Annotated in this window: 8 protein-coding genes; 7 read left to right on the plus strand and 1 reads right to left on the minus strand. The window is 33.3% G+C overall.

The annotated features are described in order from the left end of the window. Window positions 1-7: 7 nt before the first annotated feature. The 3 genes from argS (at window position 8) to ACWA1F_RS18325 (ending at window position 6,864) form a co-directional block, all read left to right on the plus strand. Window positions 8-1,786 carry an arginine--tRNA ligase gene (argS, locus tag ACWA1F_RS18315; RefSeq protein WP_456895738.1) on the plus strand — a complete coding sequence of 593 codons (1,779 nt, stop codon included), beginning with the start codon at window positions 8-10 and terminating at the stop codon, window positions 1,784-1,786. Window positions 1,787-2,219: 433 nt separating this feature from the next. After that, window positions 2,220-5,387 carry a SusC/RagA family TonB-linked outer membrane protein gene (locus ACWA1F_RS18320; protein WP_456895740.1) on the plus strand — a complete coding sequence of 1,056 codons (3,168 nt, stop codon included), beginning with the start codon at window positions 2,220-2,222 and terminating at the stop codon, window positions 5,385-5,387. A 4-nt stretch (window positions 5,388-5,391) separates the two neighbouring features. Further along, the gene (locus ACWA1F_RS18325; RefSeq protein ID WP_456895742.1) at window positions 5,392-6,864 is read left to right on the plus strand and encodes a RagB/SusD family nutrient uptake outer membrane protein; all 1,473 of its coding nucleotides are present in this window, start codon (window positions 5,392-5,394) and stop codon (window positions 6,862-6,864) included. Between the two features lie 128 nt (window positions 6,865-6,992). Here ACWA1F_RS18325 and ACWA1F_RS18330 read toward each other — a convergent pair whose 3' ends face one another. After that, window positions 6,993-7,895 carry a DUF6607 family protein gene (locus ACWA1F_RS18330; RefSeq protein WP_306159300.1) on the minus strand — a complete coding sequence of 301 codons (903 nt, stop codon included), beginning with the start codon at window positions 7,893-7,895 and terminating at the stop codon, window positions 6,993-6,995. 105 nt (window positions 7,896-8,000) lie between these two features. On the opposite strand from ACWA1F_RS18330, the gene ACWA1F_RS18335 reads away from it, so the two are divergent. The 4 genes from ACWA1F_RS18335 (at window position 8,001) to ACWA1F_RS18350 (ending at window position 14,774) form a co-directional block, all read left to right on the plus strand. After that, window positions 8,001-10,166, plus strand: coding sequence for a TonB-dependent receptor plug domain-containing protein (locus ACWA1F_RS18335; protein ID WP_456895745.1), 2,166 nt, complete (start codon window positions 8,001-8,003; stop codon window positions 10,164-10,166). 12 nt (window positions 10,167-10,178) lie between these two features. Next, a complete protein-coding gene (locus ACWA1F_RS18340) occupies window positions 10,179-11,600 on the plus strand; it encodes an HmuY family protein (RefSeq protein WP_456895747.1) in 1,422 nt (473 codons plus the stop codon). A gap of 277 nt (window positions 11,601-11,877) precedes the next feature. Then, window positions 11,878-13,356: an SGNH/GDSL hydrolase family protein gene (locus ACWA1F_RS18345; RefSeq protein WP_456895749.1), complete on the plus strand. Its 1,479-nt coding sequence runs from the start codon at window positions 11,878-11,880 to the stop codon at window positions 13,354-13,356. An 89-nt stretch (window positions 13,357-13,445) separates the two neighbouring features. Then, window positions 13,446-14,774, plus strand: coding sequence for a GDSL-type esterase/lipase family protein (locus tag ACWA1F_RS18350; RefSeq protein WP_456895751.1), 1,329 nt, complete (start codon window positions 13,446-13,448; stop codon window positions 14,772-14,774). The last annotated feature ends 1 nt before the right edge of the window (window position 14,775 follow it).

The raw sequence follows: 14,775 nt of genomic DNA on the forward strand, positions 1-14,775 counted from the left end.
AGTTTACATGTCATTACAACAAATTCTTACACCTTCTATACAAAAAGCAATACAAGCATTATTTGATGTTACTGTTGATAAAATCGAGTTTCAAACTACTAGAAAAGAGTTTGAAGGCGATATTACAATGGTAATTTTTCCTTTATTGAAAGTGATTAAAAGTAATCCGGCCGAACTGGGAAATAAAATTGGAAACTATCTCGTTGAAAATGTTTCTGAAGTAGCTCGCTTTAATGTAGTTTCTGGTTTCTTGAATATTGTAATTTCAGATAGCTACTATGTGAATTTCTTTAACGGAATAAAAGACCAAATACCGTTTGGATTTGTTGAACCAAACCCTGCTGAAAAAGCGGTAATGGTAGAATATTCTTCTCCAAACACCAATAAACCTTTGCACTTAGGGCACGTTCGTAACAATTTGTTAGGATATTCTGTTGCAGAGATTTTAAAAGCTTCTGGTAAAAAAGTATACAAAACTCAAATTATCAACGATAGAGGAATACATATCTGTAAATCGATGCTGGCTTGGGAGAAATTCGGACACGGAGAAACTCCTGAAACTTCTGGTTTAAAAGGAGATAAACTGGTTGGTAAATATTATGTAGAGTTTGATAAAGCTTACAAGAGTGAAATTAATGGTTTAATCGAAACTGGCAAAACAGAAGAAGAAGCAAAAAAGCAAGCGCCAATCATTATCGAAGCACAAGATATGCTTAAGAAATGGGAAGCTGGCGACGAAAAAGTAATTGCCCTTTGGAAAAAAATGAACGAATGGGTTTATGAAGGTTTTGCTACAACTTATACTAATCTTGGAGTCAATTTTGATAAATATTACTACGAAAGCAACACTTATTTATTAGGTAAAGATGTTGTGCAAGTAGGTTTAGATAAAGGCGTTTTTGAAAAAGATCCAGACGGTTCTGTTTGGATTGATTTGACTGACGAAGGTTTAGACCGTAAAATTGTTTTGCGTTCTGACGGTACTGCAGTTTATATGACACAAGATATCGGAACAGCAATTCAGCGTGTAAAAGATATGCCAGATGTTGGAGGAATGGTTTACACGGTTGGGAATGAACAAGATTATCACTTTAAAGTATTATTCTTAATCTTGAAAAAATTAGGTTTTGACTGGGCTTCAAGTCTATATCATTTATCATACGGAATGGTGGACTTACCTTCTGGAAAAATGAAAAGCCGTGAAGGAACAGTTGTAGATGCCGACGATTTGATGCAAGACATGACCGATACAGCGCAAAAAATTTCTGAAGATTTAGGGAAATTGGATAGCTATTCTGATGAAGAAAAAGCAAAACTGTACAAAACGATTGGTTTAGGAGCTTTGAAATATTACATTTTAAAAGTCGATCCTAAAAAACGTATTTTGTTCAATCCAGAAGAGTCTGTGGATTTTGCAGGAAATACGGGGCCATTTATTCAATATACATATGCTAGAATTAGATCGATAATTCGTAAAGCAGATTTTGATTTTGATACTAAAATTGAAATTGATGAATTGCACGAAAAAGAAAAAGAATTGCTAAAACAAACCGAGCTTTTCCCAGAAATAATTCAAAATGCAGCTCAAAATCATAGTCCGGCATTAATTGCAAATTATACTTATGATCTAGTAAAAGAATATAACTCTTTTTATCAGTCAGTACATATTTTAGGTGAAGTTGATTTAACTAAAAAAATATTCAGAGTGCAACTTTCTCAAAAAGTTGCCGAAGTAATTAAATCTGCATTGCAATTGTTAGGAATTGAAGTTCCTGAGAGAATGTAAGAGTTTAAAATATCAGAGAAAGTAAAGCCAATAGTTTAATGACTATTGGCTTTTTTTATTGTTTTTTTGGCTCGAAGACCCTTTTTACACTATAATTTGAAAGTAATTTTGCACCGGCTTTTGTAAGAATTACGATAATAGGTGATAGATTTTTAAGTCAGTTCTACTGTTCATTTTTAACTATTTTGAATTAGTAATCTCTTAGTTGAAAAATGATACAGAATAAAAGAAAAACCGTCTATTATAGATGGTTTTTATTCTTAAACCTCACGGTTTACTGGTTTCATTTTTAAACGCAGTGCCTTCTCTTTTAAGTCTTCTAAATTTTATTTGTAATATTAATTGTATATTTTATTTAGTTAAAAGTAAATTAATACTTGTTAAAATTATTTTAATTTTTTAAGTTCGCCCCGTAATTAAAAAACAAAAAATAATGAAACAAAAATTAAAAGGATTTATGATGCTTTTTTTTATTCTGATTTTGCAGTCTAGCATTGCTCAGGAGAAAAAAGTTACGGGAGTGGTTTCAGATGCAAACGGACCAATTCCGGGTGTAAACGTAATTATTAAAGGCACCAAAAATGGAGTTCAATCGGATTTGGATGGTAAATATATCATAACAGCAAAAACTGGTGATGTTTTAACCTTTTCTTACATGGGATTCAAAGATGTTAGTTTAACTGTTGGCTCTGGTTCTGTTCTAAATGCTAAAATGCAAGAAGACGGAAAAGAATTAGATGAGGTTGTGGTTGTCGCATATGGGACGGCAAAAAAGACTTCTTATGTCGGATCAGCTACTCAGATAAAATCTGAACAACTTGAAAATAGACCTTTGACAAATGCATTGTCTGTTTTGGAAGGTTCAACATCAGGAGTTCAAATTCAAAGTTCTGCGGGACAACCAGGTGCTGCTCCCGAAATTAGAATTAGAGGTTTTAGCTCGATTAATGGATCAAATACTCCTTTATACATTGTAGATGGTGTTCCTTATGCTGGCGACATCAGTAATTTAAATTCAAGCGATATTGAAAGTTTAAGCGTTTTAAAAGATGCTTCTTCTACATCTTTATATGGCTCAAAAGCAGCAAATGGAGTAATTATTATTACTACAAAATCAGGGAAATCACAAAAGGATAAATTCTCACTTAATTTAAGTACAGGAATGACCTCCCGATCTATTAAAGATTATAAAAGAGTAAATGCCCTAGATTATTATCCATTAGAATGGGAAGCTATTAGAAATAGTCGTCCGATGGGTAATCAAACAGAAATTGATGCAGCAAATGCATATGCATCTTCTAGAGTTCCAATCGTTTTAGTTACAAACCCATTTAATGTTCCAAGCGGGAGTATCGTTGGAACAGACGGAAAATTAAATCCTGACGCAAAGTTGTTATATCCTCAAGATCTTGATTGGGCTAAACAATTGGAAAGAGCGGGAGTTCGTAAGAACGTAGATTTTTCTTATCAAGGAAAATCTGAAAGATCCAACTATTTTGCATCATTAGGCTATTTGGATGAAGAAGGATACATACAAAAATCTGGCTTCGAAAGAACAACGGGAAGATTAAACCTAAATACAAGTTTAAAAGAATGGTTTAAAACAGGCGTAAACATATCGGGAACTTTAACCAATTCAAAATTAGGAACTGATGGAGTCGAAAATACAAGCTCATTTAAGAATCCATTTAGAACAATAAGAACAATGGGGCCAATTTATCCTGTTTTCGATCATACATCAAATGGCGATTATGTTTTAGATGTTAATGGTAATCGCGTTTATTCTACTGTTCGTGGATCAGGAGCGTCAAATGGACGTAATGTTGTTTACGAAACTTTAAATGATACCGATGTCGTAAAAGGATTAGCTCTTTCGGCTAGAACTTTTTTTGAAATTTCATTTACTAAGGATTTAAAATTTACAACAAATGCATCTATCGACAAAACATATAGAAATAGAACCTATTCCTATAATACTGAAATTGGAGACGGAGCACCAACTGGATTGATGGCAAAAGAAGATAAAATCCTAACAGGAATTACATACAATCAATTATTGAATTATTCGAAGAAAATTGGAGAACATTCATTCAATATATTATTAGGACATGAAAGTTTCGATTATGAAACAAACTGGACCAGCAGTAGTAAAACAGGTCAAGTGGCTCCAGATATCATAGAGTTTGTCAATTATGCAACAACTACTGGTTTAACTTCTTTTACAAGAAATTATGCAACAGAATCATACTTTTCAAGAGCAGGTTATGATTATATGAGTAAGTATATTTTTTCAGCATCATTAAGAAGAGATGGATCTTCAAAATTTGCTAAAGATAATCGTTGGGGTAATTTCTGGTCTTTAGGTGGAGCGTGGGTACTTTCTAAAGAAAATTTTTTAAAAGATTATTCTTGGATTAGTGATTTAAAAGTAAGAGCCTCAATTGGGCAAGTTGGAAATGACTCTCATATAATTGGCAATACGAATGATGCTGGTTCAAAAATTAATGGCTTAAATTATTATGTCAGCCAGCCTACTTATAGTTTAGGTAATGATAATGGAAGTGAGGGCGGTATTATAACTTATGCGGCGGCTGCAACCGATTTAAAATGGGAGGTAAATACTCAAAAGGATCTTGCAATAGAGTTTGGTTTGTTCAAAAACAGATTAAAAGGGAGTGTCGAGTATTATAATAGAAATACTGACGGGTTGATTTTTTCTGTGCCTAATCCATTGTCATCTGGTTTAGATAATAGAGTGGAAAATATTGGTTCTATGGTCAATAAAGGATTTGAAATTTCATTAGATGGTGTCATCGTTAAAACAAATGATTTTTCTTGGAGCCTGAATATTAATGCGTCAACAATTAATAATAAAATTACAAAACTTCCTCAAGGAGAAATTATTGATGGGACTAAAAAACTGTCAGTAGATCATTCAATATATGATTATTGGTTAAGAGACTGGTATGGTGTAGATCCTTCAGACGGATATGCGCTATTTGTAGCGGATCCAAAATTTGTAAATGCAAGCGATGTTTCAATGAGAGTTGTAAATGGTGTAAATGTTACTACAGATCAAAATAAAGCATTGTACCATTATGCAGGTTCGGCTATTCCAGATTTATTTGGAAGTTTTGGAAATACATTTAAATATAAAGGACTTCAATTGGATGTTGTATGCGCGTATCAAATAGGAGGCAAAATGTACGATACTAATTATTCAGTTTTAATGCATACGGGAAATAATTATGGATCTGCTTTAAGTACGGATATCTTTAGAAGATGGCAAAATCCTGGCGATATAACTGATGTTCCTCGATTGGATGTTAATAGAAATACACCATCAAGCGCGGCTTCTGACAGATGGTTAATAGGTTCTGATTATTTATCGTTAAGACAAGTTAATTTATCTTATAAAATGCCTTCGGAGTTTATATCAAAATTCGAAATTGATAATGCTTCAATATATATCAACGGTGAAAATTTAATGCTGTTTACAAAACGTCAAGGAATGGATCCAACTCAAACTTTCAATGGAACGACTCAAAATAGATATATACCATCGAGAGTAATTTCATTAGGACTGAATTTAAATTTTTAATATTATGAAATCAAATTATATAAAATTACTATTCGCATTTATAGTCTTAACTTTTTTAGGCTCTTGTTCTGACGATTTTTTAGATAAAAAGCCAACCGAATTTGTGGACTATGAGGGAGCAACAAATACAACTACTGATTTAATGACTCTTTTGAATGGGATTCATCGATCTTTATATATTAGTTATGAAGATCAGAGTCAGGGAGGCTTGGGAGGTCTTATGGAACAAACCGATATTGCTGGTGATGATGTTGTTTTTCCAATTACAAATGGATGGTTTTTGACAATATATAATTGGAGCGCAATGAACAATGAGAATTCTGCAGAAATTCGTTTTGCTTATAGAACCTATTATAGAATCATTAGAAATGCCAATACAATAATAAATGCGACTGATTCAGCAATTGGGTCTGATGATGATAAGAAAGTTGTAAAAGGACAAGCTTTACTTTACAGAGCATTTTGCAATTATCAATTGGTGCAGTTGTTTGGTAAAAGATATGAAAGTGGTAGTGTAAATTCTCAACTTGGTGTGCCAATTATCTTAACTGTAGGGAATGATAAATTTCCGCGTTCAACTGTTGAAGAAGTATATGCTCAAATTAACAAAGATTTGGACGAAGCAAATGTTTTATTAGCGGGTTATACAAAACCAAATAATTCGCATTTGGATTTGGCAGTAGCACAAGGTTTAAAAGCTAGAGTAGCTTTGACTCAAGGAAATTGGTCAATTGCGGCTGATTATGCCAATAAAGCTAGAACAGGAAAGACTCTAATGCCAGTGGCAGAATATGGCCTAGGTTTTAATGATTATAATAATAGAGAATGGATGTGGGGAAGTCATATTAATGAAGTTCAAACAGCATATTTTGCAAATTTTGGTGCTTATATGTCTAGAAATTTCAGTTCAACGGTTATTCGCTCTTGTCCAAAGGCAATCAATAGCAAATTGTATGATTTGATTCCTTCTACTGATGTTCGTTCTACAATATTTGACAAAACAGGAAAGCATACAGCGTTGGGATTGCCTTCAAATTTTGCTAAGTTTCCTTATACCAGCCAGAAATTTTTAGCCGTAAGTGCAGGAGACAGCAGATGCGATGTGCCATATATGCGTGTTGCTGAAATGTATTTAATAGAAGCAGAATCAAAAGCAAGATTAGGAAATGCAGATGCAGCTACTGTGCTTTTTGAATTTGAAAAAACAAGAAACCCTTCTTACACCTTATCTACAAATTCAGGGCAGGCTCTAGTTGATGAAATTTTACTTCAAAGAAGAATTGAATTGTGGGGAGAAGGCTTTAGATTTTATGATTTAAAAAGAACTAATTCCCCATTGGATAGAACTAATTCAAATCATGATTTAGGAATTACAAATGGAGTGGTTGCTGTAGCGCCTTCAGATAAAAGATGGCAATGGTTGATTCCAAAAGTTGAAATTGATGCAAATCCTTTGGTTATTCAAAATGAATTGTAAACTTTTATAATAAGCCTAAAAGAATAAGAAGTTTAAATCTAACACATATAAAATAAACGTTGCTAAAATGCCAAAAAAAAAGCCGGAAGTCTCAAAACTTCCGGCTTTTTTATAACAACTAATTCTAATTACTTAACAAATTTGTCAATGATTTTATCTGTTTCTGCTTTTGCAGTATCTGGTTTTAAATCAAATAATAAAGAGTAAAGTGCTTTTCTATCTACTTTAGCCTCTAAGTTTAAGTCTTTATGTCTGTCAAATAAAGTTTGCCATTTGTCACGAACATTTTTCCATAAAGCATTGTTTGCAACCCACCATTTTTGAGCAGCCTGACATTTAATGTCTGGAACTTTAGTGTAAACGTCAAATCCTTTTTCTTGAGCTAACAATACATCTTTTCCAGCATCGTCACGAACTAATTTGTCGTTGTCTTGTTCGTGGTTCCATCCTGTAGCAGTGATTTCGTGAATGTTTCTTCTTTTCAAAACATTGTAATCGTTACGTTTTGTCTGCTCTCTTCTTGGAAGCGGTGCATCTGCAACATTTTCCCAATAATCTTTTCCGTCAACATGTACCCATGTAGAAGAACCTTCGTAACGAGGACTGTCATCTACCTGATATACTTTTTGAGTCCATTGACCTTTAACGGCTTTTTTATCTAATTTTTTGTATTTCCAAGAAGTTCCTTTGTCAAAAGAATATAAGTCTGTGTTTTCGTATAGCCAATCTTGTCTCCAGTGTTTGATAATCATATCATCACTTACAATCAATAAGTGCTGCATTACAATTTTGTTTGGAGTATCTTCTAATAATTCTACCCATTCTAAAGCAGATTCGTGTTTAGTTTCAGAAGGTTTGTAAGTAAGAGTATCTTTTGGATAAGAGAAAGTTTCTGTGAAATTAAACTTTACCTCGTAACAACCACACATCGATTTAATTGACTTAATGTCTTGTTGTTTCTTGTCCTGACTGAATCCAAGACTACATGTTAAAGCCAAAGCGGCTGACATAAAAAGGCTTTTTGAAATCATAACTTATTGTTTTGTTTTTAAATTTTTCGCAAATATATAAATTTAATTTAGAACAATTAAAAATAATCATATATTTGCACCGATTATTAAGATTGAATAAAAATAATGAAAATTAAAATTACCCTTTTTGCTATATTGCTTTTTTGTAACTATTCTATTGCTCAACAGAAAGATAGTATTACATCAAAGGAAAAATTGTCTGAAGTCGTTGTAACAGGGCAATTAGAGCCACAATCGATTAAGAAATCAGTTTTTAATGTTCGTGTGATTTCAAAAGAAAACATAAAGCAATTAGCAGCAAATAATTTAGCAGATGTTTTAAATCAGTATTTAAATATTACTGTTACATCAAACGGTGATGACGGACGTTCAAAAGTTTCGATGTTTGGATTAGATTCTCAGTATTTTAAGATTTTGGTTGATAATATACCTTTAGTAAGTGATACAGGAATGGGAACCAATGTTGATTTAACGCAGGTAAATCTGGATGATGTGGAAAGAATCGAAATTATTGAAGGATCAATGGGAGTAACTCATGGAGCAAATGCAGTAACAGGTGTCTTAAATATTATTACCAAAAAAGCAGGTAGTTACAAATGGCAGATTGGTGCAACTTTGCAGGAAGAAACAGTTGGAAAAGAATTTGCTTTTTTTGATAAAGGTCGCCATATACAATCGGCTAAAATTGGCTATAATTTTAACGAAAACTGGTTTGTCAACATAGGAGGAAATCGTAACGCAATGTCTGGCTACTATGACAATAGACAAGGAAAAGATTATGCTGTTAATGATGGATTAAGAGGATATACACAGCTTCCGAAAGAGCAATTGGTAGGAAATGCAATTCTTGGTTATCAAAAGGACGCTTTTAGAATTTTTTACAAATTCGATTATTATGGAGAAGATGTACATTATTACAATCCATTGATAAATATTCAAGATAATTATCCATTTGCAGACACTTATTATTCTAGAGATAAAAGATACATTACGAATCGTTACTATCACCATTTAAATGCTAATGGAAATCTTTTCTCAAAACTTAAATATAATGTATCAGTTTCTCAGCAAAAACAGGAGCGTGATTTAGAAAATTTCGTTTATCATTTGGATACTAAGCAGGAAGTTGATAACAATAGAAAGACTTACCAATCAAAAGAAGTGTTTTATTCTACAGGAACGCTTAGCAATTTCTTCGATAATAAAAAAGTCGATTTTCAGCTTGGATACGAAATTACCAATGAAAATGGATTTTATGATTCATCGGTTGGAGCTTTTAGAGACGACAATCAAGTAGGGCAAGATATTAGAAAAAGATTAGAGAATTATGATATTTATTCGGTTGCTGAAATAGGCGTAAGTGATAAATTTTCTATTCGTCCAGGACTTCGATTTTCATTTCAGACTGCTTTCGAAAATCAGTATGCAAGTTCACTGGGTTTAAGATATCTTTTTGATAAAGGACTAGAAGCAAGAGCTTCTTTAGGCAAGTCTTACCGTACTCCAAATTTTGATGAACTGTATACTTATTTTGTTGATTCTAATCATAATATGCAAGGAAATCCAGATTTAATTCCTGAAAACAGTACTTCTTATGAAGTAAGTTTTAAAAGAGCTTGCACTTTTGATTCTGGAGCTCAGATTGCAAATAACTTAGCGGTTACTTATTTAGATGTTGATGATAGAATTGATATGGTTGTAACTCAAGTAGTACCTTCTTGGAATTATAAGTATGTTAATATTAACAAATACAAAATGTGGAATATTTCGACAGTGGAGCAGTACACCTATAAAAATTGGAATGTAATGTTGGGTGCTGCAGTAGTTGGAATTTCTAGAAAGCTTGATTTGGCTGCGCAAAATCTAGTGTCTGATGATAAGTTTTTCTATTCGCTAAGATTGAATTCGAGTATCTCGTATAACATTCCTAAATGGAATACTTTATTGGCAGTTTTTTATAAATACAATGGACAGCAGCAGCAATACGTTGCAGGAACTGGAACTGATGGAAACGCAGGATTCTTTTTGAGTACGCTAGAACCTTACAGCTGGATGGATGCTTCTATCCGTAAATCATTCTTTAAAAATCAATTTGAAGTTACCGTTGGAGCCAGAAACATTTTTGATGTTACTAATCTGCAATCTGTACAAAATGGAGGTGGAGGCGATGCATCTGGAGGTGCTCACGGTGGAGGTACAAGCTCCGATATGATGTTGGGTTACGGCCGATCATACTTTTTAAAACTTTCGTATAATCTAAATTTTAATTAATAAATCAATACCATGAAAAAGAACTTTATTCTAATACTATCTTTTGTTCTACTTGCTATTGCGGCTTGTAGCAGCGATGATGAAGTAGCTCAGGCAAACGTTGTGGCTTTTGCATCTACATCGTTAAACTTATCAGCGGAAACAACTCCGATCGAAATTAAATTTGCATCTCCAACTGCATCAGCAGGATCTGTAACTTTAGCATATACTGAAACGGCAGTTGTGGCTGGTACAGATTACAGTACAACACCTGGAATTGCTGCAGGTAAAGTAATTGTTCCTTTCGAAAAAGGTGTTTCTTCTGTAACTTTTACTTTTAAGAAATTAAAAGAAGCGATAGAAGGTGAAGTGAAAAATGTAGTTTTCACTATCAGTAGCGCAAGTATTAATGCTGTAATTGCTGAAAATAAATCAATCCAAGTAAACTTTAACGAAACTGCTTCTTTAGGAAATGCTTTGGCTCCAGAAGTTGGAGGACCAACACAGCCAAATCAAGTTTTTGTTGACTTAAGTAGCGGAAAAATGACTGCTGTTCCTAGAGTTTCTTGGGATTTAGGATTCTATTCTGGAACAGATTTTAGAGTTATAATAAACCATACTGTAAAAATGTCTGCTAAACAAACCACTAGTACAAATATTGATGAAGTTCAGGTGGAAGATGCATCTATGATTTTCAATCAAGGATCTGGTAGTATAACTCAAGTAGATGATCCAGCTGGAGATATTACTAAAACTACTATTGCCGCGATTTCGGCAACAGACAGTGAAAATAAAGTTTATTTGATAAATATGGGAAGTAATCCAGCTACGACTAAACCAGACACAGGAAATGAAGGTACTGCAAATGGGACTTCTCGAGGATGGAGAAAAGTTAGAATTTTAAGAAGCGGAAATGATTATAAAGTGCAATACGCAGAAATCGGCGCTACTACTCATAATGAAATTACTGTTGCTAAAAACACAGCATATAACTTTACATTCTTAAGTTTATTAGATAAGAAAACAGTAAATGTTGAGCCTCAGAAAGCACAATGGGATATCAGTTTTACAAGTTTTACTAATACAACTAATTTTGGAGGAGGTTTAGTTCCTTATAATTTTGCAGACTTTATTTTGAATAATGTTAAAGGTGGAGCAAAAGCTTATCAAGTTCTTACAACTGCTTTTACTTACGATGCTTTCACTTTAGCAAATGTAGACAATACTAAATTTACAGACGATCAAAGAAATATTGGTTCTAACTGGAGAGGAACTGTAGCAACAGGAGTAACAGATGCAAATGGTAATCCAATTTCTAGCTTTAATGCAAGAACAGATCGTTTCTTTGTGGTTAAAGATCCTGCAGGAAATGTTTATAAAGTGAGATTTACTGCTGGTGTAAATGCAGCTGGTGAAAGAGGTTACCCAACTTTCCAATACGCTATCTTAAAATAATCTAAAATGAAAAATCTAAAAAATATAAAGATTATTTCATTCTAAAATAAATGCTTTGCATTCAAAATTTAGTTAATCATTAGCTTTGTTTTTTTTATTTTTTTTTGATTTAAGAGGTTAGATTTTCTAACCTCTTTTTTTTGTTTTACTTTCCTGTTAAAATGAAATAGAAACAAAATGTTATTCTATCTTTGCACAAAATTTTCTGCAATAAGTTAACAATTATTTAATTGGTTTAATTTTTGAATGCAGTCCCTCATATTTTTATAATTATTAAGTGAATACAAAATCTTATTTTTTTCAGTCTTTTGCGATCGTTGCTTTAGCGCTGGTTGCTTTTATTGGGTTTAAACAAATCCTTCCAGACAAAATATTTTCTGAGAGTAAGTTAGATTCTAAAAATATATTAATAGACAGTCTGCTTTTGGAGTCGGTTGCCGAAGATTCTCTTTCTTTGGACGAAGACAGTATTGCCAAAAGCGAACGAGAACTGAATCAGCAGAAAATTGTTTTTGACGAAACGGAAGGAATCGAGTTTCCTGCCGAAACATTCGAAAACTACAAAGGATATCAATACCTGATTTCTTTCTATGAGAAATTGTATCAGCTAGAAAAAAATCCTCAGAGCAAAGTTAGAATTGCCTATTATGGAGATTCTATGACCGATGGAGATTTAATCGTGCAAGACGTTCGTACGAATTATCAGGAACGTTTTGGTGGAAATGGCGTTGGTTTCGTTCCTATTACTTCAGAATCTGCTGCTTCGAGAGGTTCTGTAAAATCAACTTATTCTAAAAACTGGAAAACGCAGTCTTATTTAAATGTAAAAAGACCAACTAGCCCGTTTGGAGTTAACGGACACGTGTTTTTTGCAAATGACAAATCCAATTTAACTTGGGTACAGTATGAAGCTGGGCGTAACAAATATTCTACTTCTTTAGACAATGCCACTTTATTTTATGGACGTTCGTCTAAAGCTGGAAAAGTAAATTTCATTATAGGAAAAGATACTCTAAAGAAAAGTCTCTCTCCAAATAATCTAGTAAACACGCTGAAAGTTTCATCTGGAAGTTTAAAAGCCTTTAAAGCAAATTTCGTACAAGCAGATTCTATTCCGATTTACGGATTTAATTTTGATAACGGATCAGGAGTTCACGTCGATAATTTCTCGCAGAGAGGAAATTCAGGACTTCCAATTTCGATGTTCGATGCCGATGTCATGAGAGCTTTTAATAACAATTTAAAATACGATTTGATTATTCTGCACTACGGAACAAACGTTTTAAATTACGGAACAAAAAATTATTCTTGGTATGAAAAAGGAATGACGAAGACCGTAAATAAAATCAAAGAATCTTTCCCTGGAGTTTCAATTTTGATTGTTTCTACAGCTGATAAATCGACAAAATATGATTTAGAAATGAAAACCGATTCTGCTGTTGTACCATTAATGAAAGCACAAAAACATTACGCGCTTGAAACGCAGGCAGGTTTTGTAAATTTATATACTTTGATGGGAGGAGATGGCTCTATGATTAAGTGGGTCGATGAAGCTCCTGCAAAAGCAAATAAAGATTACACGCACTTTAACCAGCGCGGTGCAAAAGCAATTGGTAATTTGCTTTACGGACAATTAAATAAAGGTTACGAAGAATATAAAGCACTCAGACAAAAAAGAGATGCTGAAGGGACTAAGCCAAAACCAGTAAGGAAAGCCAGACCCGATTCCGTTTCGGTAACAAAAGATAGCGTATGATAAATAAACTTATTTTTTTCTTTTGTTGTCTCTTTTTTACAACAAATGAAAAGCCTCCAAAAACAGCCGTACATCCAATACAAAAAAGTATGATTCAAAAAACAGATTCTGCAGTAATTGATGCGCCTTCTGACGGACAGATTTATAATGTAAAAGCGTTAAGTGATTTTTTTAAGAAACTGGAAAAAAACGAAGACCAAAAAAATCAAAAAATCAATATTGTACATATTGGAGATTCGCATATTCAGGGTGATTTAATGACCAATGAAATCAGAAAGAAGCTTCAGCAGAAATTTGGTAATGCAGGACGCGGTTTAGTATTTCCGTATCAATTGGCCAGAACAAACGGATCGTACAACGAGCGTTTTAAATCCAACAGATCTTGGGAAAGTTATAGAAATATTTACCCAGTTAAAAATAGTCCGGTGGGGTTAAGCGGAATTGGACTTTGGAGAGATACAGGCGGATTTGTAGTAGAGATGAATGTAAAAGATCCTTCGTATAAATTCAATACCATAAAAATTATTACGCCTCAGAACCAGAATATGTTTGATTTGGCGGTTTCATCAAAAATCAATTCTATTCAGACTACAGAACGAAGGGTTATAACACACAAAATTAAAAAAGGTGAAGTTCTGGGTACAATAGCAGATAAATACAATGTTTCGATTGCTGAAATTAAAAGAGACAACCGCTTAAAATCGAATAATATCCGAGCGGGAAGAACGTTAAAAATAGCAACAAACGAAACAAGAGCGAAAACTGTTTCAATGTCTGAATTTGTTCCGTTGGAGATAGAGTCAGATTCCTATTCGCATTATTATAATTCGGAGAATGCTTTGAGCCGAATTTTCTTGATTCCGAATAAAGAAGCAAAAGATTACGAGCTTAACGGAATTGTTTTAGAAAAAGATGCTCCAGGCGTTATTTACAGCGGAATTGGAGTAAACGGAGCGAAATATTCAGACTATAATAAATACCCATTATTTTTTGAACAATTGAAATCCCTGCATCCAGATTTACTGGTTTTTTCGTTAGGAACAAATGAGAGCTACGATCATTTAGATACAGAAAAGTATATTAGTGAATTGCGAGAATTTATTAGTAAGATAAGAGCACAGAAAATAGAGGCACCGATAATTGTAATGACGCCGCCGCCATCTTTGCTAAGAAGAAAACCAAATACCTATGTTGATAATTATGCAAGACAAATTATTGATATAGCCCAAAAAGATGATCTTGCTGTTTGGGATTTATACAATGAGTTTGGCGGAATGAGCGGAATCAAACAATTAAAGGTACAGGGATTAATTGGCCCAGACTGGGTTCATTATTCCAAAAAAGGATATGAGAAACAAGGAAATTTGTTTGCTCAGGCATTTTTAAGATCATACGATAATTTTAAATTAAAGAAGTAAA

Source organism: Flavobacterium erigeronis (assembly GCF_054075165.1).

Bases quoted from the DNA above. Each gene is read 5' to 3' on its own strand.
- argS (WP_456895738.1), top strand. From the start codon at position 8: ATGTCATTACAACAAATTCTTACACCTTCTATACAAAAAGCAATACAA.
- ACWA1F_RS18320 (WP_456895740.1), top strand. From the start codon at position 2,220: ATGAAACAAAAATTAAAAGGATTTATGATGCTTTTTTTTATTCTGATT.
- ACWA1F_RS18325 (WP_456895742.1), top strand. From the start codon at position 5,392: ATGAAATCAAATTATATAAAATTACTATTCGCATTTATAGTCTTAACT.
- ACWA1F_RS18330 (WP_306159300.1), bottom strand. From the start codon at position 7,895: ATGATTTCAAAAAGCCTTTTTATGTCAGCCGCTTTGGCTTTAACATGT.
- ACWA1F_RS18335 (WP_456895745.1), top strand. From the start codon at position 8,001: ATGAAAATTAAAATTACCCTTTTTGCTATATTGCTTTTTTGTAACTAT.
- ACWA1F_RS18340 (WP_456895747.1), top strand. From the start codon at position 10,179: ATGAAAAAGAACTTTATTCTAATACTATCTTTTGTTCTACTTGCTATT.
- ACWA1F_RS18350 (WP_456895751.1), top strand. From the start codon at position 13,446: ATGATTCAAAAAACAGATTCTGCAGTAATTGATGCGCCTTCTGACGGA.